Here is a 21745-nt window from a genome sequence, read left to right on the forward strand (position 1 = left end):
ATGTATTGCCCAAAGGTTTCAGAATCTTTACAGCTATTTTGAGTATCGCCCATCAAGCTAAAATCAGCAAGGATAATCCCTTATAAAGTGAAACTTCCTTCAGTGGGGGTATTCCCTCATCTCCCACTGATGGTTAGTCCCGTTCTAGTGTCGCTAATTTCTCCGTTCCACTTCGATAAAGCGACGCTACGAACCCGAAATTGAATCACAAACTTAAGTACGCCGCTTCCTGCGACAACGTCTGTGTGACCCACATCCTTTGGTGTGGGCCTCAACTATACCTTTATTTTCACTGTATCTCACCAATCGGGCTTTTACAGGGGTTTGTTCCCCACCTCATCTACTTTGTTCCTCACAAGCTTGAGCTCGGGTCTTATTGCCTGGAATGCAGGACAAACTTATGTAATGCTTATACATTCATGAAGATATTGCATTTCTGTGCGCAAACAAAAAGCCATAGGCGCAATGCCTATGGCTTTGGGTTTTTGAGTTTAAGATAGATGTTGTTGCACTAACTTATTTACAAGAGAACCATCTGCTTTGCCTTTTACTTTCGGCATAAGCGCTCCCATTACTCGGCCCATATCTGTTTTAGATGATGCGTTGACTTCTTCGATTGTATTTTTTACAATCTCTGAAATCTCTTCTTCTGAAAGTTGCTCCGGCATATATGCCTCAACGTAATCTATTTCGGTACGGACTTTATCCACGAGATCGATACGACCTGCATTTTCAAACTCTTGGAGGGAGTCTTTGCGTTGTTTTAATTCGCGAGAGAGCACTGTCAATTCTTCATCATCTGTTAATACTTCGCGCTTTTTCAACTCTTCGTTTTGAAGAGAAGATTTAAGCATACGAATAACAGATAGTTTGTCCTTTTCTTTGTTCTTCATCGCTTGTTTCATATCATTATTTAAACGCTCGAGAAGACTCATCTTTCCACCCTCTCTTAGAATTTACGTTTTCTTGCAGCTTCAGACTTTTTCTTACGTTTTACACTTGGCTTTTCATAAAATTCACGCTTCCTAGCTTCCTGAAGCGATCCTGCTTTAGATACAGTACGTTTGAAACGACGAAGAGCATCTTCAAGCGATTCGTTTTTACGAACGACGGTTTTAGACATCTCTTTCCCTCCCTCCGAAAACAACACACTAACTCAAGTTGTCAACATGTTATACATGTACTAAACCATTATAATATATGCCACTAATCAGGTCAACTGGTTAATTCAAACTAATTGTCGTTTACTGCGATATATTTTGAATATTTTTATGAAAAAATTATACATTCCATACATATTGTATCAAACAAGCATGTCCTATGGAACTTATCCATACAATTTAGCAGAGGTGAGCTACGTGAAGGATTTAGTCTTATTCGGATTGTTTATTATCATTTTTCTTACTGGTATGTTTGTTTTGCGAATCGGCTTATTTAATTTGTCTGGAGAAAAATTAAAAACCGTGCTTGGAAAAATAACGAATCGGCCTTGGAAAGGATTCTTGGCAGGCATCCTTTCTACAGGAATACTCCAGAGTAGCTCAGCGGTCATGGTCATGACAGTCGGACTGGTTTCTTCAGGAAGCATCGCGTTTCGGCAAACGATCGGCATTATTCTTGGCACGAATATTGGATCCACCTTCACAACAGAGTTCATGACCTTCTCACTTGACTCATATATTATTCCAGGTGTTATTAGTGGGGCATTATTTTGGTTACTCCCATCGACACTTGCAAGGAGTTTGGGAACGGCATTAATTGGGATAAGCTCTATCTTTGCAGCTATGAGCGGCTTTAAATTTCTATCATCCTCATTAGCCAATTATCCATTTACCAAGCATTTGCTCGCCGAAATGGACAGTCATCTTTTTATTGCACTCTTAACAGGAATTATCATGACAGCCATCATTCACTCAAGCTCAGCGACCATCGGCATTACGATGAGTTTTTTGGCAGGTGGGGATATGGCTTTAGCAAGCGCAATCGCGATTATGCTTGGTTCAAATGTTGGAACGTGCATAACCGGTTGGATGGCAAGCATCGGCTCTGGTAAGGATGCATCCCTTACCGCGTACGCACATATTTGGTTGAATTTACTAGGGGTTTTGCTATTTATACCACTAATCCATTATTTAGGAACATTCGCACAAGCGTTAACTTCTTCAAAGGACATGCAGCTTGCTCATGCAAGCGTTTTGTTTAATGTCTTCACATCACTCGCCGTGTTGCCTTTCTCAAAGCAATTTGCGAGCTTTGTTTTAAAAATTCATACGAAAAAAACGCATAAATTCTGAGATTCGACGTATAAATTTTCAATTAGTCGCATAGCCCGGAACTAGACGAATCTTTTTACCAAGCTTTTGCCCAAAACGAAAGGGTCTGGCTCCACATCTATACAATATAGTGTGTGAAGTCAGACCCTTTGCTATGGATACTAAGTTATTTCGACTTAATAATCAGAATCAGCCGTTAAACCATTCACAATCGCAATCCCTGCACTTGCACCAATTCTAGTTGCTCCTGCTTCGATTACTTTTACTGCATCTTCCGTATTACGAACACCGCCTGACGCTTTAACACCGATCGTTGGACCCACTGTTTTTCTCATAAGTGCAATATCCTCAGGAGTCGCTCCGCCTGTTGAGAAGCCAGTTGACGTTTTCACGTAATCAGCCCCCGCTTTTACAGCAAGTTCACATGCACGGATTTTTTCTTCTTCTGTCAATAAAGACGTTTCAATAATGACTTTGGATAATGCTTTTCCTTTTGAACTTTCGACAACCGCACGAATATCTCGTTCTACTAATTCATCATCTTTATCTTTTAAGGCGCCGATATTAATCACCATATCTACTTCGTTTGCACCATTTTCAATGGCATTCTTCGTTTCAAATGCTTTCGTTTCAGGAGTATTTGCTCCTAAAGGGAAGCCGATTACTGTACAAACGACTACATCAGAACCTGCAAGCAATTCACTCGCATATGCAACCCAAGTAGGGTTAACGCACACTGATGCGAAGTGGTGCTCACTTGCTTCCTCACATAATTGTTTAACTTGTGCCTTCGTTGCATCTGCTTTTAATAACGTATGATCAATTAATTTTGCGATATTTTGTGTCATATATAAAATCTCCCTTCAAAACTAAGACGATTAGTTGTACGTACCTCTTTATCATATCATGTTTAATTGAATATGACGAGAAATAAGAAATAAACTTACATGTTTGAACTCATAGTTATTATTGTGTGCAAGTATCTGGATATTTATAAAAATAAAGAAGGGCCATACCCCACAACAACTAAATTCAGTATAAGTTAAGTGTATGACACACTACCTACTGATTTAGAGTGCGAGGTCAGACCCTTATTAGACACCCACTGCCCTTGGTTAGCCTACAATTCCAGCTGCTGCTTCAGAATCTTTCACAACTGTCACAAACTGTCCTTCATTATATGGGTAACCTGATTTTGTAATTTTCACTTTCACAATTTCGCCAACCATTTCTTCAGTAGCTTGGAAGACAACTTTTAAATAGTTATCTGTATAGCCTACGTATAAGCCGCTTTTTGGATCCTCTTTGTAAAGCTCCTCTGGAATAACTTCTAGCACTTCCCCTTCAAAAAGAGAAGCATATTCTTTTGAAAGTTGCTCAGAAAGCGAGATTAAACGGTGTACACGTTCATTCTTCACTTCTTCATCCACTTGATCTGCCATTCTAGCAGCTGGAGTGCCTGTTCGTTTAGAATACGGGAATACGTGCAATTCAGAGAATTTATGGTCTTTAATAAAATTATATGTTTCCATGAATTCTTCTTCCGTTTCACCTGGGAAGCCGACAATTACATCGGAAGTAACCGCTAGACCCGGTAAAGCTTGACGTAGCTTCACTAAACGATCTGCATAAAATTCCATGGAATATTTTCTTCTCATCCGTTTAAGAACGGTATCAGATCCAGATTGAATTGGAATGTGTAGGTGACGTACGACTTTATCGGAATTCGTCAACACCTCAATAACTTCATCGGTAATTTGGCTTGCCTCAATCGAAGAAATTCTGATTCGTTTTAATCCAACGATTTGCGTTTCTAAATCTCTAAGCAATCTCGCTAAATTATAATCTTTCATATCTTCACCATAGCCACCTGTATGAATACCAGTCAAAACTATTTCTTTGTAACCAGCGTCTACTAGTTGTTGCGCTTGATGAAGCACTTCTTTCGGGTCACGGGAACGCATTAAACCGCGAGCCCAAGGAATGATACAAAATGTACAGAAGTTGTTACATCCTTCTTGAATCTTCAAAGAAGCTCGTGTGCGATCGGTAAATGCCGGTACATCAAGTTCTTCGTATACACGGGATTTCATGATGTTACCAACACCATTAATCGGTTGTCTTTCTTGTTTGAATTGCTCAATATAGCCTAGCATCTTCGACCGGTCTTGCGTACCAACTACGATATCAACACCAGGAATAGCCATAATTTCAGCAGGTGACGTTTGAGCATAACACCCTGTTACAGCTATAACCGCATCAGGGTTTTTACGAATCGCCCGGCGAATAACTTGACGACTTTTTTTATCACCCGTATTTGTAACTGTACATGTATTGATTACATATACATCTGCATTCGTTTCATATTCAACACGTTCATAGCCATCGTTTTTAAATAATTGCCAAATGGCTTCCGTTTCATAATGGTTTACTTTACATCCTAATGTATGAAAAGCGACAGTTGTCATCTTCTTCACCTCAATAATTCTAATTGATAGGAAACAGCAGCCAATGCATAAAGTGGCGCTGTTTCAGTTCGTAATATTCTTGGTCCAAGGCCACAGAGAGTAAATCCTGCTTCAGTTAGTTGAGTGACTTCTCGCTCTGTTAAACCACCTTCTGGTCCGAATACAAAGAGCATGGATTGCCCTGTTTTCATGTTTTGCAAAGCAGAAACAAGAGCACCCTTCTCTCCCTGTTTTGCTGACTCTTCAAATGCAACCATTTTCACATCATACTCATCGGCATGCTTGATGAGACTTCCTAAGTTCAGTGGTTCTGTTACATGAGGAAGTACTGTGCGATGCGACTGCTCCGCCGCTTCCTTGGCAATTTTCTGCAGGCGTTCAATCTTTTTCCCAGCCTTTTTTTCGTCCCATTTTACCACCGAACGAGCCGCAATGAAAGGGATAAACTCATGCGCACCCATTTCCGTTCCTTTTTGGACGATTACTTCCAGTTTATCCCCTTTAGGCAGACCGCTCGCAATTGCAAGTTTAATCGGCAGTTCTTTATCTTCTTTTAACCATTCAACAACAGTAGCTCGTACAGCTTCACTTGTCACGTCTACAATCTCAGCCAATGCCGCTTCTCCATCCGGCTTAACTGCAATCAACTGGTCTGCAATGCTCATTCTCATTACCCTTGTCATGTGATGAAAATCCGCCCCAGTGATTTGAATCGTTCCTTCTACAAACGCATCCGCTTCTAAGAAATATCGTTGCAAACAAACACCTACTTTCATACAAAACGCCACCATTTACTTTGAAGGCTTCATCCTGAAGCACGCTACACTAGCATAATCACAATGGTAGCGGTGCTGGATTTGGGAGTATAATCTTAATAATGGAAGGATAACTACATAGTAGATTGGCTAAATTAGTAAGTCGCAAAGCCTAAGTCCCCATGTCCTTCATACAAAACAGGTGGCAACTGCTTTTGCCACCTTCATGATCTCTTTAGTATGCAACATTTTATCCCGCATTAACGGGCAGTAACACCCACCTCTCTAGGCTTAGAGGAATCGAAGAAGCGTAGGTGGGGGATAACTGCCCGTAAAAGCCAGATTGGTTCAACTATCAATCAGAGGGGGATGAAGCCCCCCCTCTGATTGAAGTTTCACTTTATTGGTTTCTTTTGGCGATAAACGCGACCCAATCTTCCATTAAAAGCGTCTCTTCAATTGTGAAACCTGCCGCAATTATCGCATCTTTTACTTCTTGTTTTTTCGGTTGAATAATTCCGGATGAAATAAAATAGCCTCCTGGTTTTACAACTTTTGCCACATCGTCGGTAAAGCGAAGGATAACTTCAGCTAAAATATTCGCTACGACCACATCTGTTTGTTCTTTGATCCCATCTAGTAAATTGCCTTGTGAAACAGTTACTCGTTCTTGAACTTTATTAAGTTTCACATTGATGTTCGCTGAACGGACTGCAACCTCATCTAAATCAAGACCCTGAACGTTTTTTGCATCAAGTAAAGCAGCAGCAATACTTAGAACACCAGAACCCGTACCTACATCCACCACGACATCTCCAGGCTTTACAGTACGCTCTAATGCTTGAATGCACATAACTGTCGTCGGATGGGTTCCTGTTCCAAAGGCCATTCCTGGATCTAATTCAATAATCAGCTCATCACTGTTCACTGGTGTATAGTCTTCCCAAGTTGGCACTATGGTAAAACGTTCGGAAATCTTAACAGGATGATAGTATTTCTTCCAGGCAGTCGCCCACTCTTCTTCATTCACTTCACTAATTGAAATGGCATTTAAGCCTAGATCAATATCAAAAACTAATAGATTATTAATGGATTCTTTAATCGCATCAACTGTCTCACCTAAGAAACTATTCACAGGAATATATGCTTTAACGACAACGCCTTCTTCGGGATAATCGGCAGGGTTGAGCTGGTAGATTTCTCCAAAGACGTTTTCTCGTTCTTTCAACAGTTCCAAAGGATCTTCAATAACAACTCCACTCGCACCCGCCTCATGTAGTATATTGGAAACAGGTTCGACCGCTTCATTCGTTGTATGGATTGCAATTTCAGACCATTTCATTTCTACCAACTCCCCTAATCAATTAATCACCTTTAAATGCGCGTTTTACTTTAGCAAAAAAACCATCTTCTTGTTCATCTGGAGCATTCTGCCCACTGATTTCAGAGAATTCACGGAGTAATTGCTTTTGTTTTTCAGTAAGTTTTCTCGGTGTTACTAGTAAAATAACTACATGCTGATCACCTTGACCATAGCCACGTACATTTTGAACACCTTTTCCTTTCAGACGGAAACGAGTACCTGTTTGTGTACCTGCTGGAACTTTCAGCTTCACTTTTCCGTGGACAGTAGGAACTTCGATTTCATCTCCCAATGCCGCTTGAGTAAATGTAATCGGCATTTCACAATAAATATCATCGCCTTCACGCTCAAAAAATTCATGTTCACGTACTCGGAACACTACATATAAGTCTCCAGCTGGACCGCCATTGAATCCTGGCTCACCTTGACCTGTAACGCGAAGTTGTTGACCGTCATCAATTCCTGCTGGAACTTTAACTTCAATCTTTTTACGTTTTTGAACTTTTCCAGTACCACTACATGTTGAACATTTTTCAGGAATGATTTTCCCTGTTCCTTGACAATGATGACAAGTACGACGGTTAACTATGCGGCCAAATGCTGTATTTTGCTCGACGTTCAATTGACCAGTACCATGACAATGTGAACAAGTGTTTACCTTTGTTCCTGGTTTAGCTCCCGAACCAGAACATGTGTCACATGTTTCTTCACGAGGAATTTCGATTACAGTCTCTTTACCAAACACTGCTTCTTCAAACGAAAGAGTCATCGTGTATTGTAAATCTGCTCCTTGTCTTGGGGCGTTCGGATCTCTTCTTCTTCCACCACCGCCACCAAAGAACGTACTGAAAATGTCTTCAAAACCACCAAAGCCGCCAAAGTCCTGACCACCAAAACCTTGATTCGGATCTGTGTGTCCAAATTGATCATAATGGGCTTTCTTCTGATCATCACTTAAAACTTCATACGCTTCTGTAATCTCTTTAAATTTATCAGCAGCGTCTTCTGCTTTATTAATATCTGGATGATATTGTTTAGAAAGCTTACGATATGCTTTTTTCACTTCATCTTTAGAAGCACCTTTGGAAACCCCAAGTACCTCATAATAATCTCGTTTACTCATTCCTCTTTCTCACTCCCGATCCTTTTCACATAAAGATTATTCTAACATTCATCGAAGATATAGTGCAATAAGAAAAGCTGAAGCACCTCTTAAAGAAGGCCGACTAAGATCGCCACTTCCTGTGGCAACGTCGGCATGACCCACTTCCTGTGGGCCTAAGAAAAAGGGGGTTGACGCATGATGGCGCGCTTTTGGCCATCTTGTGGCAATCAACTTTTTCACAGGAAACTAGGTGCTGAAGCTAGACAATAAGAAAAACGTAAGCGCCTTGGGCAGCTCGCGAAGAAAACGAGGATTGACGCATGATGGCATGCTCTTCGCCATCTTGTGGCAATCAACGTTTTCTAAAGCGAGCTAGGCGCTGTAGTTAGAAAATAAGAAAAACGTGCGTATTCATGGAAATCCAACCAAATCCACCGCATAAAGGAACGTAGTAAACATCCCAGCTTTTTTAAGCCTGCGCTGACAAATCTTATCTCAAAAAAGCCAAAGCCAAGATAACCTGACTTTGACTTTTCTTCAGAGAGTTGGCACTTTGTTAATCCATCGCCATATCTCGTTTATTATTTTTTATCGTCGTCTACTTCTGTGAATTCAGCGTCCACTACATCATCATTTGATGGTTGTGCTTGACCTTCTGCACCTTGAGCAGCTTGTTGTGCTTTTGCAGCTTCTTCATAAAGTTTCATTGTTAAAGCCTGAACGATTTCATTAAGCGCGTCTTTTTTCGTACGAATTTCTTCTAATTCGTTTTTCTCAATCGCAGCTTTCAGTTCGTCTTTCGCTTCGTTTGCTTTTGCAACTTCCGCTTCATCGACTTTACCTTCAAGTTCTTTTAACGTTTTTTCCGTTTGGAAAACAAGTTGATCTGCTTCGTTGCGAAGTTCAACTTCTTCTTTACGTTGTTTATCTGCATCAGCATTTTCTTCTGCTTCACGTACCATACGATCGATTTCTTCATCAGATAGACCTGAAGATGATTTAATTGTGATCGCTTGTTCTTTGTTTGTACCAAGGTCTTTCGCACGAACGTTTACGATACCGTTTTTGTCAATATCAAACGTTACTTCAACTTGTGGAATTCCACGTGGTGCTGGTGGAATGTCGCTTAATTGGAAACGACCAAGCGTTTTGTTATCCGCAGACATTGGACGCTCACCTTGAAGAACATGGATATCTACCGCTGTTTGATTATCAGCAGCCGTTGAGAATACTTGTGATTTACTTGTCGGAATTGTTGTATTACGGTCAATCAATTTCGTAAATACGCCGCCCATTGTTTCGATACCAAGAGAAAGTGGAGTTACGTCAAGTAGAACAACGTCTTTCACATCTCCAGTCAGAACGCCACCTTGAATTGCTGCACCCATTGCTACTACTTCATCCGGGTTTACACCTTTTGATGGTTCTTGACCTAATTCTTTTTTGATTGCTTCAACAACAGCAGGAATACGTGTTGATCCACCAACAAGAATGACTTTGTCAATTTCAGATGCAGAAAGTCCTGAATCTTTCAATGCTTGACGAGTTGGTCCCATTGTGCGCTCTACAAGTCCAGCTGTGATTTCATCAAATTTTGCTCTTGTTATCGTAACGTCTAAGTGAAGCGGGCCTGCTTCTCCAGCTGTAATAAATGGCAATGAAACTTGAGTAGACGTAACACCAGAAAGGTCTTTTTTCGCTTTTTCAGCTGCGTCTTTCAAACGTTGTAGCGCCATCTTATCTTTTCCTAAGTCAATGCCGTTTTCTTTTTTAAATTCAGCGACTAAATAGTCAATAACCGCTTGGTCGAAATCATCTCCACCAAGTTTGTTATCACCAGCCGTTGCTTTTACTTCGAAAACGCCGTCTCCCAATTCCATAACAGAAACGTCGAACGTACCGCCACCAAGGTCAAAAACAAGAATCGTTTGATCTTGATCTGTTTTATCTAAACCGTAAGCTAAAGCTGCAGCAGTTGGTTCGTTAATAATACGTTCTACTTCAAGACCAGCGATTTGACCAGCATCTTTTGTCGCTTGACGTTCTGCATCATTAAAGTATGCAGGAACCGTGATAACTGCTTTCGTTACTTTTTCACCAAGGTATTCTTCTGCATATGATTTCAAGTATTGAAGAATAATAGCTGAAACTTCTTGAGGTGAATAATCTTTACCTTCAATTGTTTCTTTGTGATCTGTTCCCATATGACGTTTAACAGAGATAATTGTATTAGGGTTAGTAATTGCTTGACGTTTTGCTACTTCCCCAACTTGTCTTTCACCATTTTTAAAAGCAACAACAGATGGTGTTGTACGATTTCCTTCCGGATTCGGAATTACTTTCGGTTCTCCACCTTCAAGTACAGATACACATGAGTTCGTTGTTCCTAAGTCAATACCAATTATTTTACTCATAGTCACTTACCTCCTGCTATTTATGTAGTATTATTCGCTTACTTTGACCATTGACGGACGAATGACTCTATCCTTCAATTTATAGCCTTTTTGGAATTCTTCCACAACAATATTTGATTCAACGCTATCATCTTGTACTTGCATAACAGCTTGATGCATATGTGGATCAAATTCTTTTCCTACAGCTTCAATCGCTTCTACGCCTTCTTTTTTCAATGCCTCTACAATACCTTTGTAGATCATATCCATTCCGGCAATTACCGATTTGGTTTCTTCATTATCGCTTTCGATTTTCATCGCTCTTTCAAAATTATCTAGAGACTGAATTAAATCGCCAGCAAGGCTTTGAGCTCTATATTTCAATGCAGCTTCCATATCAAGCTTCGCACGTCTTCTTGAATTATCAAAATCAGCTTGTAAACGTAAATATTTATTATCCATTTCTTCTAGCTTTGCTTCCAATTCTTCAATTTTCGCAGTAGCCGTTTGAAGTTCGTCCATAGGAGTAACAGCTTCTTCATTCGCCTGCTCAACTTGAACATCTTCTTCAGCAAAAATAGCTTCAACAGTTTCTTCGTTTACTGGCTGTTCATTCTTTCTCTCTTCTGTCACAATCTCACCTCCTAAAAATGGGTGCTTTATATATGTAAGACATAGAGAACGGCAGAATTACTTCCTGCGCATCCCCAAATATTGCCTTTACTAATAATTTTGATACAGCTTTGTAAGCAGAGCTGTCATATCTTTTGAGAAAAATTCCAGCAAACTGATTACGCGTGAGTATTCCATTCTTGTCGGTCCAAGAATCGCAATCGTGCCTACTTGTTGCTCCCCGACAGAATACGTCGCGGTAATCAAACTGCAATCTTCGAGTAATACATTATTGTTTTCTCTGCCGATTTTCACGTGAATACCAGCTGGATTTTGCTTCATAATTTCATAAAGTCCCTGTTCTTGGTCAATCAATGAAAGCAGTGAAGATACTTTATCAATATCATGAAACTCAGGTTGCTTCAACATATTCGTTTTGCCACCAAAAAATAATTTTGGCGGGTTAGAGATATCTAGTGTTTCTGCAAGAGATGACACGAGCGTACCATAATTTTGAATATGCTGACTAAGCAAGACAGCTACTTCTTTATAAATCTTATCACGTAGTTCAGCAAGAGGGACCCCAACAAGTCGATCATTTAAAATATTCGCCATTTTCTCGATTTCATTCATATCAAAAGACGGTGGAAGCGAAATCACCTTATTCTCAACATGTCCAGTGTCAGTAATAATAATCGCAATCGCCGTTTCTTTAGTAAGCGAGATAATTTGAATCTTCTTTAGCTTGTTATCTTTGACTTTTGGGCCTAAAACGATAGATGTGTAATTCGTTAGTTCTGAAAGAATTTTGGCCGATTTTTGAACGATTTTCTCAAGTTCATAAATCCGATCTGCAAAAATCGAGCGTATAATACGCCGATCATCTGTTTTTATTCTTTCCGGTGCTAACAAATGATCTACATAATATCTATACCCTTTTTCAGAAGGAATTCGCCCTGAAGAGGTATGTGTTTTTTCTAAAAAACCAAATTCCTCTAAATCCGACATCTCATTTCGAATGGTCGCAGAACTAAAGGTAATTCCTTCTTTTTTCGACAAACTCCGCGATCCAATTGGTTGGGCATTTCGAATAAAGTCATCAATAATAGCTTGAAGGATTAATAATTGACGATCAGTTATCATCTATGATCCCCCCTGTTAGCACTCTGTACTTGTGAGTGCTAATATACTAATAAATTATCAAAAGCGCGTAGTGATGTCAACGGTTAAGACCTAGAACTTTCTTCATTTTTTTGAGAATGTATTTCATTTTTCTAAACCTAGGAATTCCTGGAATACTTCATTACCAAGTAGTTTACCTTGCTTCGTTAATCGGACGAACCCGTCCTTCTCGAAAAGCAAGCCTTTACCTATATGCTTTTCGAGCGGTTTTGCAAAAACATCTGTCATTTCCACCCGAAATTTATCGAAAAATCCAGAGTAAGAAACTCCGGCAGTTTTTCTTAACCCTAAAAACATTTCCTCTTCCATTTGTTCATGAATGGGGACAAGATGATTTTCTAGGACAGGTAGCTCGTTATCTACAAGCGGTGCCATATACTTCTTCACAGGTCCATGATTAGCAATTCGTCGGCCCGCCGTATAGCCATGGGCGCCAGCACCGATGCCATAATACTCATCATTATTCCAGTATGTTAGGTTATGGCGACTTTCATAGCCTACTTTGGCAAAATTGCTGATTTCATATTGATAGAGACCATGTCGATCCATCGTTTCCATGAGCAACTCATACATCCTTGCTTCTAAATCTTGAGGTGGCAAGTTTAGTTTTCCTTTTTGCATCAAATTATAAAAAACCGTTTTTGGCTCCACTATGAGCGAATAACTAGAATAATGGGGCAAATCAAGCGCAAGCGCTGTATCAAGCGTTTCAATGAAATCAGCCATTGTTTGACCTGGAAGCCCATAAATTAAGTCGATGCTTATATTTGTAAAGCCAACTGATTGTGCTTTTTCAATCGTTTCATACACTTCTTTCGCTCGGTGTGTCCGACCAATTCTCTTTAATAACTCATCATTAAAGCTCTGTACCCCAAAACTAAGTCGATTTACACCTGATTGAAACATGATATCCAATTTTTCACGAGAGAGATCACCAGGATTCGCTTCAAAGGAATATTCTGCTCCTGCATTCATTGGCATCCAGTCAGAAATTGAATCACAAAGGTAAGCAAGCTGTTTTTCGTCTAAAGATGTCGGAGTTCCACCACCGACAAAAATAGTATCAAGCCCTGCTGTTGGATACTTATCAAGCTGTAATTGCATTTCTCTTGTCATCATCGCTAAATAATCATCAACCGGCTGCCCTTTTAAAAAAACTTTATTGAAATCACAATAGTGGCAAATATGCTCACAAAACGGGATATGGATATAAGCGCTTTTTATCATATTGTTCACAACCTTTGTTATTTATCCTTTTTTGTACTACAGGATAGGTCCTTCCTGGTAAATGGTGACGTTTTAACGCCATATTTGTTTCGTATAAAGTGAAACTTCCATCAGCGGGGGTCCTTGTCCTTCATCCCCCACTGATGGTTAGTCCCGTTCTACTGTCGCTAAGAGATCGTAGCACACACTTCGATCAATCGACAGTACGAACCCGATTGGGCTTTTACGGGCAATTTTTGTCCCCCACCTACCATCTTTGTCCCTAATAGGCTTGAGGTGGGGGGGCTTGACTTTCCGTTAATGCGGGATAAAAAATCAAAAAGAGGCTAGACACCGAAAATACCATGGCCTACCCTCTTTTTGAATCTCACTTTATTTTTTTGGCGTTGTGTCGTCCATTTTTAGTACAGCCATAAATGCTTCTTGAGGCACTTCAACAGATCCAACTTGCTTCATCCGTTTTTTACCTTCTTTTTGCTTATCAAGAAGCTTACGTTTACGTGAAATGTCACCGCCATAACATTTTGCAAGAACGTTTTTCCGCATCGCACTTATCGTAGAACGAGCAACGATTTTTTGACCGATTGCCGCTTGGATCGGTACTTCAAATTGCTGCCTTGGGATTAGCTTCTTTAATTTTTCAACAATGACTTTCCCGCGGTCATAAGCAAAATCATTGTGAACGATAAAGCTTAATGCATCCACAGTCTCTGCATTCAATAGAATATCCATCTTCACTAGTTTAGACGGTTTATAGCCGATTAATTCATAATCAAATGAAGCATAGCCTCTCGTATTTGATTTCAATTGATCAAAGAAATCATAAACAATTTCAGAAAGTGGAATTTCATAATTGATGCTGACACGCGTTTCATCTAAATACTGCATGTCGATGAAATTCCCTCGTTTGTTTTGACAAAGCTCCATAATAGCGCCGACAAATTCCGTTGGAGCCATCATCGATGCTTTAACATAAGGTTCTTCAACATGCTCAATTTTTTGTGCTTCCGGCATATTAGACGGGTTATCAATTTTTAGCTGTGTACCATCTGTCATAATGACATCATAAATAACGCTTGGCGCTGTCGTAATTAAATCGATTTTAAATTCACGTTCAATCCGTTCTTGAATAATTTCCATATGTAGTAGTCCTAAAAAACCACATCGGAAACCAAACCCGAGTGCTTGTGATGACTCAGGTTCAAACTGCAAAGCGGAATCATTTAATTCAAGCTTTTCAAGAGCGTCACGCAAGTCATTAAATTTCGACGAATCAATTGGATATAGTCCGCAATACACCATTGGATTAAGTTTTCGGTAACCAGGTAGCGCTTCAGTCGCACCATTTTTGGCATTCGTAATCGTATCCCCGACACGTGTATCCCCAACATGTTTAATAGATGCTGATAAAAAGCCAACATCGCCGACATTAAGTTCATCAACAAGTTGAGCTTTCGGTGAGAAGACCCCAACTTCTGTGACATCGAACTCCTTGCCAGTCGCCATCATTTTTACTCGATCGCCTACTTTAACTGAACCGTCAATCACACGGATATAAGCAACAACACCGCGATACGCATCATACACGGAGTCAAAGATAAGCGCTTTTAAAGGAGCATCTGGATCTCCTTGTGGTGCTGGAACTAATTCAACAACCTGTTCTAGAATATCCTCAATTCCAATACCAGCTTTAGCAGAAGCAAGAACTGCATCTGATGCATCCAGGCCGATGACTTCTTCAATTTCATTTCTTACCCGTTCAGGATCAGCACTCGGAAGATCAATTTTATTAATAACAGGAATAATTTCAAGATCATTATCTAATGCCAAATACACATTAGCTAGCGTCTGCGCTTCAATTCCTTGCGCAGCATCAACTACGAGCACAGCACCTTCACATGCTGCTAAGCTTCGAGAAACTTCATACGTAAAGTCGACGTGTCCCGGTGTGTCGATTAAATGGAAAATATACTCTTCTCCATCTTTCGCTAGATACTTTAATTGTACAGCATTCAATTTAATCGTAATTCCACGTTCACGCTCTAAATCCATTGAATCGAGCAGCTGATTCTTCATTTCACGTTGCTGCAAGGCATTCGTCTTTTCTAAAATCCGATCTGCCAACGTCGATTTCCCATGGTCAATATGAGCAATGATGGAAAAATTTCTAATTTTAGATTGTCTTTTTAATTTTTCTTCTCTATTCATCGCGTTCACTCCTACTTCTCGACACAAATGCACTGTTTTACATTATAACAAGAGAAAAAGCAAGATTCAAGAAAAAGCGGAAGGTGCCTGCTTATGTTCGAGCCGATGGCGTCTGGAGCTGGACAGTAGGAAAAGTGGAAGTGCCTTGGTCAGCTTGCGAAGAAAATAGGGATTGACCTTGGGAGGCGCCCTTTGCCTCTTGAGGGCAATCAACTTTTTCACAGCAAGCTAGGCACTGGAGCTGGACAGCAGGAAAAGCGGAAGTGCCTTGGTCAGCTTGCGAAGAAAATAGGGATTGACCTTGGGAGGCGCCCTTTGCCTCTTGAGGGCAATCAACTTTTTCACAGCAAGCTAGGCACTGGAGCTGGACAGCAGGAAAAGCGGAAGTGCCTTGGTCAGCTTGCGAAGAAAATAGGGATTGACCTTGGGAGGCGCCCTTTGCCTCTTGAGGGCAATCATCTTTTTCACAGCAAGCTAGGCACTGGAGCTGGACAGTAAGAAAAGCGGAAGTGCCTTGGTCAGCTCCGGCACGCAAATCTCAATTCTCGCTCGCAAAGTGTACATTCTGGCACGAAAACCTTCCATTTTGGCGCGAAAATAAGCTATTCCCGCTCACAAATTTGATTTCAGCGCGTAAAGCTTGAAAAAGAAGTATTGATGTACGTAATCAGACCGCTGTTTCCACCATGATGCACAGCTTTTGTATCATTTGGTTACTTTTTTATAAAATTTGGATGGATTGTTTAATAAATATTAGCGTCACTTCCTATTCTCCATAAAAAAACCAAGTTCAGAAAAAATCTTCACTTGGTTTCTTAGCGATTTATTAGAGATCCGAAATGAATTGAAACGCTTGTTTAAAAACACTAGAAACAGCGTCACTTATTCCTTTTCCTACCGATGAGAAAAAATTATAGGCTTTCATTTCTTCAAGTTTTTCTTTTTTCTTGGCTAAATCATGGCTCGTGACTGTTTCTCCAAGAATAGATGCTTGAATGTCTCCTTTATCCGATTCCGTAACTGTGAAAGCATTATAGAGGGAGGAATCATCATACCCTTTCATTTTTTGCATACCTGTACTCGCTTGTTGCATGCCAAGCAACACGCCAAAAAATAAAACGAGGACTAGGACGAAGCATTTCAAAGAAAATCGAAGCACTTATGACACTCCTCTCTATTATTTTTTCTCCGTAACCGGTCCTTGAACTTCCTTCGCATCCCAGTAGAATTCACTAAAAACATTGGCAAATGCATCTATAGTTGAATACATTTCTTCAAATGTATTGTCAACGCCACCTACTTCAATTAACATCGCATTTGCAGAGAGGTCTTGATTATAGACACCATTGTTCCCTTTGCCACCTTGTTTCAAAACTCCCCTTGATAATCCGGGATACTTTTTCTCGATGGCATGATGAAGCTTTGTAGCTAACTCAATATTTTTCTCGGGGTTAAGATTATTCGAACCTATGACAAAGGCTATTTTGGCGTATTGTTTCCCGTTAATCGTAATGGTTGTATTCTTTTTTCTTTTAGAATCACGATGAATATCGATTAAATAATCCAAATCTTGATTATTTTCCATCGCACTAACAGCAACTGACCGTGATTCCTGATAAGACTTAGTATATTTCAGTCCTTTTTTGTTTAAGTTAGCCTGTATATCTGTTGTTTCCAGGGAAGAGCCGATCCCGTTACTTTCCAAATCTTGAAGCAGTTTCTTTCCAAGCTTCGTTATGTTGATTTGTGAATGATAGGCTAGGTTCGGTGATGTAACACCTTTTAAGTAAGGTAAAAATGACTCCCTATTGTGCGAATGATAAATATACACAACCTTTTTTCCATCCGTCGTCACCGCTGGTGTTTGTACAGGATCTTTGGTCGGTTCTACGATCCCTTCTAAATTCTGTATGGCTGCTTCTCGTTCATCATTTAGAACATCATTTGGCGGCGAGGATTCATACGGCATATTCGTATAATTCGTTCCTTCTCCTGCCACTAGAATCTCACTATCAAAAATTGAAAATCCCGGAAGTTCTCGCCCTAGAAGACTTCGCGGATCATCTAATGATATGTTTGCTGATAGTTTTAATACTTGCTCCGTGATTTTTGGACTCGACTTCCCCTCAGGTAGTGCTGAAAAAAAATAATGATTTTCATTTGCTAGTAATGAATACAACATTTTCCCTGAAAACTGATCAGTCATTGCATTCACAGATTCTGAGGAAATTCGGTATTCAGGACGTAAAGACGTCATAACTCCAATAACTGAAAATAGCAAAACCATCATGACGAGAACGGACAAAAACGCTTTAATAATTGTAGCTCCGTGGACAACTGTGATTATTCCGCCTGATCGGTCTCTTTTCATTTTTCCACCCTCTCTATTGCTTGTCTCCTATAAATATGACTTTAATAGAAAGAGTAGAACTATCAGTTGAAAAGCATGTTTTGATGAAGGACGTAGGATCGAGGCTTTGAGACTTATTAATATAGCCAATCTAATTAGCAGGTATACTGATCTTCTCTAGAAAGCATCCATAATCGGCTCCGCATCGCCACCGTTATGATTAGGTGAGTGTAGCGTGCTTCATGACCTATCCTTCATAGTAAATAGTGGCGTTTTAAAGCCATAATAGTTTTCTATCTAGTATAGTAACCAGTGTTTTCTTGATTAATTGATCCATGCAACGCCGCATTCAACCCATTTGCAATCAGGTTGGCCATGTCCTCGATAAACACATCTACTTCTTTTGGCGTCACCATAAGATTATGCCCAATTGGTGATAACACCTCATAAATCAACTTTTTTTTCTCGTCTTCCGGTAGTGTCCCAACGATGCCAAGAAAGGTTTGGCGCTGCGATTCGTCAGGTAAGTCCTCTTCTGTCAGCTTCTTCTTTTTCCCAAAACTGAAGCCCGCTGGTGCCAGCGCTCTCGATGGTTTCTCCCCTTCTCTCAACTCTTTCCCAAAATGCTTTAATATATAATCGATCGTGTCACTTGTAATCGAAACCGCATCTACAACAGTCGGAACGCCGATTGCAATTACAGGAATGCCAAGTGTATCCTGACTTAATTCTTTTCGCTTGTTGCCTACACCGGAACCTGGATGAATGCCGGTATCAGTAATTTGAATAGTAGAGTTTACTCTCTCAATTGAACTTGCGGCCAGCGCATCTATGACAATTAGAAAGTCCGGTTTACTTTTATCAATCACGCCTTGAATAATATCGCTCGTTTCAATCCCAGTAATCCCCATGACACCAGGAGCCACACCGCTTACAGGACGAAATCCTTCCTCAACAGATTCAGGCTGTAATTCGAACAGATGTCTCGTAATAACTAGATTCTCAACTACAGCAGGTCCTAGTGCATCAGGCGTTACATTCCAATTTCCAAGGCCAACTACGAGACAACTGCTATCTTTGGAAATTTTTTTTGCCTGTAAAAATTGTGCTAACTCTTCTGCAAACACCTTCTCTACCATTTGCTGTGTTTCAGTATTTTGTTGGCGAATCCCTTGCACTTCAATGGTTAAATAACTACCTTTTTTCTTGCCTATTTGCTCGGCACCTTTTTCGGTCACCTCTACAAGAGAAATTTTTAAATCACTTTTATTTTTTTCCTTAATGATCACTCCTTCTATTTTTGAAATATTTTTCTCACTTGAAACACCTTTATGAGCCGCAGCTAATGCAGTAGCTTCCACTGCAAGATCCGTTCTTATCGAAAACTGGCTTAAATCCAAATTCTTTTCCATATTGACCTCCATATATGAAACGGTATTTTTCTTTGACGATTTGTCTAATTTTCAAGCTTTGTGGCTAGCTTCCTTTGAAATTCTTAGGGAAATTCCACTTTTCTTATTACCATTCTGCTGATATTTCTTTTTTCTTATTCATTTTTTTGGTACAATGTTTATAACGAGATAAAGTTTGCTTTTAAGCCAATTATTCCTTTTGAAGAGTATTGCATTATGGGATGCATTCTGATAAAATATCACTTGTGCTATTTAAGTATAGAACTGATAAGTCGAGTTCATATAATCTCGATTTCTTATGTAGGAGGTGAACGGAATGCCAAATATTAAATCTGCTATTAAACGCGTAAAAATTAACAACTCTAAACGTGTTCAAAACGCTACTGTAAAATCTACAATGCGTACAACAATTAAAAACGCTGAAGTTGCTCTTGCTGGTGACAATGTTGAAACTGCAAAAGAAACTCTTTTACTAGCTGCTAAAAAATTAGACAAAGCTGCATCTAAAGGATTAATCCATAAAAATGCGGCAGCCCGTAAAAAATCTCGTTTAGCGAAAAGACTTAATGCTCTAAACGCTTAATCGATTGTTTTACAGGGAAAAAGGTGTCCGTTTATACGGACACCTTTTTTAATTCCAATAAAGTGAAACTTCTATCAGTGGAGTTTTTTCCCCCACCTATTTTTTCTTGATTTTCCCCACAATAATTGATGCAGGGGTGCTACAGTCTGTTTAACCGGGATAAATTACCCCATCTTTAGCATTAACAGTTCAAGCGTAATGGCTTTATCACTTTGCCCTGTCTTCATTTTATAATCCGCTTCAGCGAGTTCATGCATAATTGTCATCAATTCGCTTTCACCAAATTTCCCGGTTTTTTCAAGGGCCAGTTTCACTCGATACGGGTGTATCTTCATGGAAGCTGCGATTTTTTGCTGACTGTATCCTTGTCTTGCCAATTCCTTTACTTGATACAGAAGGCGTACTTGCCCGGCCATTACACTCAGGATTTTAATTGGCTCTTCATTTTGGCGCAGTAAATCATGAAAAATAGTAATCGCACTTTCAATTTTCCGCTGCAGTAAATGATCTACTAATGTAAAAATATTTTGTTCCAGTGATTTCGCTACTAATTTTTCAACGATCGCTGTATCAATCCTTGTTTCTTCCCCTACATACATGGCCATTTTATCTAGTTCATTCGTTAACATCATTAAATTAGTTCCAGCTAATTCAAGCAATAGGTCAATTGCTTGTTCGTCTATTTGAATGTGAGATGCCGCTGCTCTATCTTTGATCCATACTTTTAGTTCATGCTCGTTTAACTTCTTCGCTTCAACAACACAAGCCTTGCGTTTCAGTTCTTTCGTAATCTTCTTCCGTTCATCTAGTTTTTCATACGGTGCCGCAATAACTAATACGGAATAAGGAACAGGATCAGCTAAATATGCTTCCAATCGTTTCACATCGTGCTCTACTTTTTGCTTCTTATCACCCGCTGTCAAAAAGAAAGGGTTTTGAACAAAAACAAGGCGACGCTCACCGATAAACGGCAGTGTTTCCGCATCTTCTAACGCTGTTTCTATCGGTGTTTCTTCAAGATCATATTGCGAAAAATTGAAATCAATTTCATCGCCGTGAAGAGCATGCTGCATTAATAGCTGCTTCGTTTCGTTAATCAAATACGACTCTGTTCCGACCAATAAGTAAATTGGCGCAAATTGCTTTTTCTTAATATTTTTCCAAACATCTACTACCAAGGAATACCGCCTCTTTTTATGTAATCTCCCTCTTATCGTATAGATAACAAGACATTTTGACAAGCTATTAACAGTGTATTTTTCCCCGTACTTTAGGGAATTGGTCTCGTTGTGACCAATTCCCTATTTTATATAAACGCCGTCAAGGAAGTTCCCGGGTTTAACTTACTCGAAAGCGGTATTTTATTCTTGATAATAGTCAAGCGATTTGCTGTGCTTTGTACATTTATTTTAGCCCCGTAAGGCAAAACTATTTGTGACAACTCTTGTCAGTATAGGAAGTTGATTTTCGCAAATAACACGTATTACTCCATGGCTATTCTTACTAGCCGCTCACCTACATGACTAATGAAAATCGGCAGTAACTATTTCATGAATTAACAGATTATATAAAGTGGTGTCCTAGATTTTTTATTTGTAATCGCTTATACTATTAGAGAAATAGGAGGGGTATAAAATGAATGAATTTGAAAAAAATGTGCAGTCGAAACGAAACGACATAGGCGACTCCGCGGTGGGATTCATCGTTTCATTCGTATTTTTTGCCGTTATTTTCGGAATTGCTGTAACAGTTCAGGTTATCGGTTCTTAATCTGCTCTACCTACAGCTCTCCAAAAAGGGAACAAAGGGGACTG

The 21745-nt window shown here is 39.7% G+C and carries 20 protein-coding genes; 4 read left to right on the plus strand and 16 right to left on the minus strand.

All coding sequences use genetic code 11. From position 1 onward, the window contains the following. Nucleotides 1–491 precede the first annotated feature (491 nt). Nucleotides 492–935 (minus strand): GatB/YqeY domain-containing protein, encoded by a 444-nt coding sequence (locus tag V179_RS0113005; protein ID WP_028391852.1) that lies wholly within the window; start codon nt 933–935, stop codon nt 492–494. Between the two features lie 14 nt (nt 936–949). Beyond that, nucleotides 950–1123, minus strand: a complete 174-nt coding sequence (rpsU, locus tag V179_RS0113010; protein WP_028391853.1) for a 30S ribosomal protein S21 — start codon at nt 1121–1123, stop codon at nt 950–952. Between the two features lie 148 nt (nt 1124–1271). Between rpsU and V179_RS0113015 the strand changes: the two genes are divergently transcribed. After that, nucleotides 1272–2294: a Na/Pi symporter gene (locus V179_RS0113015; RefSeq protein WP_326929545.1), complete on the plus strand. Its 1023-nt coding sequence runs from the start codon at nt 1272–1274 to the stop codon at nt 2292–2294. 155 nt (nt 2295–2449) lie between these two features. Here the strand turns inward: V179_RS0113015 and deoC are convergent, their stop codons facing one another. The 10 genes from deoC to lepA form a co-directional block, all read right to left on the minus strand. Then, nucleotides 2450–3121: a deoxyribose-phosphate aldolase gene (gene deoC / locus V179_RS0113020; RefSeq protein WP_028391855.1), complete on the minus strand. Its 672-nt coding sequence runs from the start codon at nt 3119–3121 to the stop codon at nt 2450–2452. A 267-nt stretch (nt 3122–3388) separates the two neighbouring features. Beyond that, nucleotides 3389–4741 (minus strand): tRNA (N(6)-L-threonylcarbamoyladenosine(37)-C(2))-methylthiotransferase MtaB, encoded by a 1353-nt coding sequence (mtaB, locus tag V179_RS0113025; RefSeq protein ID WP_028391856.1) that lies wholly within the window; start codon nt 4739–4741, stop codon nt 3389–3391. A 5-nt stretch (nt 4742–4746) separates the two neighbouring features. After that, nucleotides 4747–5499 (minus strand): 16S rRNA (uracil(1498)-N(3))-methyltransferase, encoded by a 753-nt coding sequence (locus V179_RS0113030; RefSeq protein WP_028391857.1) that lies wholly within the window; start codon nt 5497–5499, stop codon nt 4747–4749. A gap of 397 nt (nt 5500–5896) precedes the next feature. Beyond that, entirely contained in the window at nt 5897–6838 is a 942-nt protein-coding gene (gene prmA / locus V179_RS0113035; protein WP_028391858.1) for a 50S ribosomal protein L11 methyltransferase, read from the minus strand. A 22-nt stretch (nt 6839–6860) separates the two neighbouring features. Beyond that, nucleotides 6861–7982 carry a molecular chaperone DnaJ gene (gene dnaJ, locus V179_RS0113040; protein ID WP_028391859.1) on the minus strand — a complete coding sequence of 374 codons (1122 nt, stop codon included), beginning with the start codon at nt 7980–7982 and terminating at the stop codon, nt 6861–6863. Nucleotides 7983–8545: 563 nt separating this feature from the next. Continuing rightward, complete coding sequence (dnaK, locus tag V179_RS0113045) at nt 8546–10378, minus strand: molecular chaperone DnaK (protein ID WP_028391860.1); 1833 nt, start codon at nt 10376–10378, stop codon at nt 8546–8548. A gap of 30 nt (nt 10379–10408) precedes the next feature. After that, on the minus strand, nt 10409–10990 hold the full coding sequence (gene grpE / locus V179_RS0113050) for a nucleotide exchange factor GrpE (protein ID WP_376766714.1): 582 nt from the start codon (nt 10988–10990) through the stop codon (nt 10409–10411). Nucleotides 10991–11080: 90 nt separating this feature from the next. Further along, nucleotides 11081–12112: a heat-inducible transcriptional repressor HrcA gene (hrcA, locus tag V179_RS0113055; RefSeq protein WP_028391862.1), complete on the minus strand. Its 1032-nt coding sequence runs from the start codon at nt 12110–12112 to the stop codon at nt 11081–11083. Nucleotides 12113–12235: 123 nt separating this feature from the next. Continuing rightward, the gene (hemW, locus tag V179_RS0113060; RefSeq protein WP_028391863.1) at nt 12236–13378 is read right to left on the minus strand and encodes a radical SAM family heme chaperone HemW; all 1143 of its coding nucleotides are present in this window, start codon (nt 13376–13378) and stop codon (nt 12236–12238) included. A 372-nt stretch (nt 13379–13750) separates the two neighbouring features. Then, nucleotides 13751–15586 (minus strand): translation elongation factor 4, encoded by a 1836-nt coding sequence (lepA, locus tag V179_RS0113065; protein WP_028391864.1) that lies wholly within the window; start codon nt 15584–15586, stop codon nt 13751–13753. Nucleotides 15587–15778: 192 nt separating this feature from the next. Here lepA and V179_RS0113070 point away from each other — a divergent pair, with 192 nt between their 5' ends. Then, nucleotides 15779–16084, plus strand: a complete 306-nt coding sequence (locus V179_RS0113070; RefSeq protein ID WP_028391865.1) for a hypothetical protein — start codon at nt 15779–15781, stop codon at nt 16082–16084. Nucleotides 16085–16412: 328 nt separating this feature from the next. Here V179_RS0113070 and V179_RS0113075 read toward each other — a convergent pair whose 3' ends face one another. The 3 genes from V179_RS0113075 to gpr all read right to left on the minus strand — a co-directional run bounded on the left by V179_RS0113075 (nt 16413) and on the right by gpr (nt 19348). Further along, nucleotides 16413–16745, minus strand: coding sequence for a YqxA family protein (locus tag V179_RS0113075; protein ID WP_028391866.1), 333 nt, complete (start codon nt 16743–16745; stop codon nt 16413–16415). Between the two features lie 18 nt (nt 16746–16763). Continuing rightward, complete coding sequence (gene spoIIP / locus V179_RS0113080) at nt 16764–17957, minus strand: stage II sporulation protein P (protein ID WP_028391867.1); 1194 nt, start codon at nt 17955–17957, stop codon at nt 16764–16766. Nucleotides 17958–18229: 272 nt separating this feature from the next. Continuing rightward, nucleotides 18230–19348 carry a GPR endopeptidase gene (gene gpr / locus V179_RS0113085; RefSeq protein ID WP_028391868.1) on the minus strand — a complete coding sequence of 373 codons (1119 nt, stop codon included), beginning with the start codon at nt 19346–19348 and terminating at the stop codon, nt 18230–18232. A 316-nt stretch (nt 19349–19664) separates the two neighbouring features. Between gpr and rpsT the strand changes: the two genes are divergently transcribed. Beyond that, the gene (gene rpsT, locus V179_RS0113090; protein WP_028391869.1) at nt 19665–19931 is read left to right on the plus strand and encodes a 30S ribosomal protein S20; all 267 of its coding nucleotides are present in this window, start codon (nt 19665–19667) and stop codon (nt 19929–19931) included. A 164-nt stretch (nt 19932–20095) separates the two neighbouring features. Here the strand turns inward: rpsT and holA are convergent, their stop codons facing one another. Then, complete coding sequence (gene holA, locus V179_RS0113095; protein WP_028391870.1) at nt 20096–21109, minus strand: DNA polymerase III subunit delta; 1014 nt, start codon at nt 21107–21109, stop codon at nt 20096–20098. 457 nt (nt 21110–21566) lie between these two features. On the opposite strand from holA, the gene V179_RS30075 reads away from it, so the two are divergent. Further along, complete coding sequence (locus tag V179_RS30075; protein WP_028391871.1) at nt 21567–21701, plus strand: YqzM family protein; 135 nt, start codon at nt 21567–21569, stop codon at nt 21699–21701. Nucleotides 21702–21745 lie beyond the last annotated feature (44 nt).

The organism is Bacillus cihuensis, from assembly GCF_000504145.1.
In the GTDB taxonomy this organism is placed as follows: Bacteria; Bacillota; Bacilli; order Bacillales; family DSM-1321; genus Peribacillus; species Peribacillus huizhouensis.

Bases quoted from the DNA above. Each gene is read 5' to 3' on its own strand.
- V179_RS0113005 (WP_028391852.1), bottom strand. From the start codon at position 935: ATGAGTCTTCTCGAGCGTTTAAATAATGATATGAAACAAGCGATGAAG.
- rpsU (WP_028391853.1), bottom strand. From the start codon at position 1,123: ATGTCTAAAACCGTCGTTCGTAAAAACGAATCGCTTGAAGATGCTCTT.
- V179_RS0113015 (WP_326929545.1), top strand. From the start codon at position 1,272: ATGAAAAAATTATACATTCCATACATATTGTATCAAACAAGCATGTCC.
- deoC (WP_028391855.1), bottom strand. From the start codon at position 3,121: ATGACACAAAATATCGCAAAATTAATTGATCATACGTTATTAAAAGCA.
- mtaB (WP_028391856.1), bottom strand. From the start codon at position 4,741: ATGACAACTGTCGCTTTTCATACATTAGGATGTAAAGTAAACCATTAT.
- prmA (WP_028391858.1), bottom strand. From the start codon at position 6,838: ATGAAATGGTCTGAAATTGCAATCCATACAACGAATGAAGCGGTCGAA.
- dnaJ (WP_028391859.1), bottom strand. From the start codon at position 7,982: ATGAGTAAACGAGATTATTATGAGGTACTTGGGGTTTCCAAAGGTGCT.
- dnaK (WP_028391860.1), bottom strand. From the start codon at position 10,378: ATGAGTAAAATAATTGGTATTGACTTAGGAACAACGAACTCATGTGTA.
- hrcA (WP_028391862.1), bottom strand. From the start codon at position 12,112: ATGATAACTGATCGTCAATTATTAATCCTTCAAGCTATTATTGATGAC.
- hemW (WP_028391863.1), bottom strand. From the start codon at position 13,378: ATGATAAAAAGCGCTTATATCCATATCCCGTTTTGTGAGCATATTTGC.
- lepA (WP_028391864.1), bottom strand. From the start codon at position 15,586: ATGAATAGAGAAGAAAAATTAAAAAGACAATCTAAAATTAGAAATTTT.
- spoIIP (WP_028391867.1), bottom strand. From the start codon at position 17,957: ATGAAAAGAGACCGATCAGGCGGAATAATCACAGTTGTCCACGGAGCT.
- gpr (WP_028391868.1), bottom strand. From the start codon at position 19,348: ATGGAAAAGAATTTGGATTTAAGCCAGTTTTCGATAAGAACGGATCTT.
- rpsT (WP_028391869.1), top strand. From the start codon at position 19,665: ATGCCAAATATTAAATCTGCTATTAAACGCGTAAAAATTAACAACTCT.
- V179_RS30075 (WP_028391871.1), top strand. From the start codon at position 21,567: ATGAATGAATTTGAAAAAAATGTGCAGTCGAAACGAAACGACATAGGC.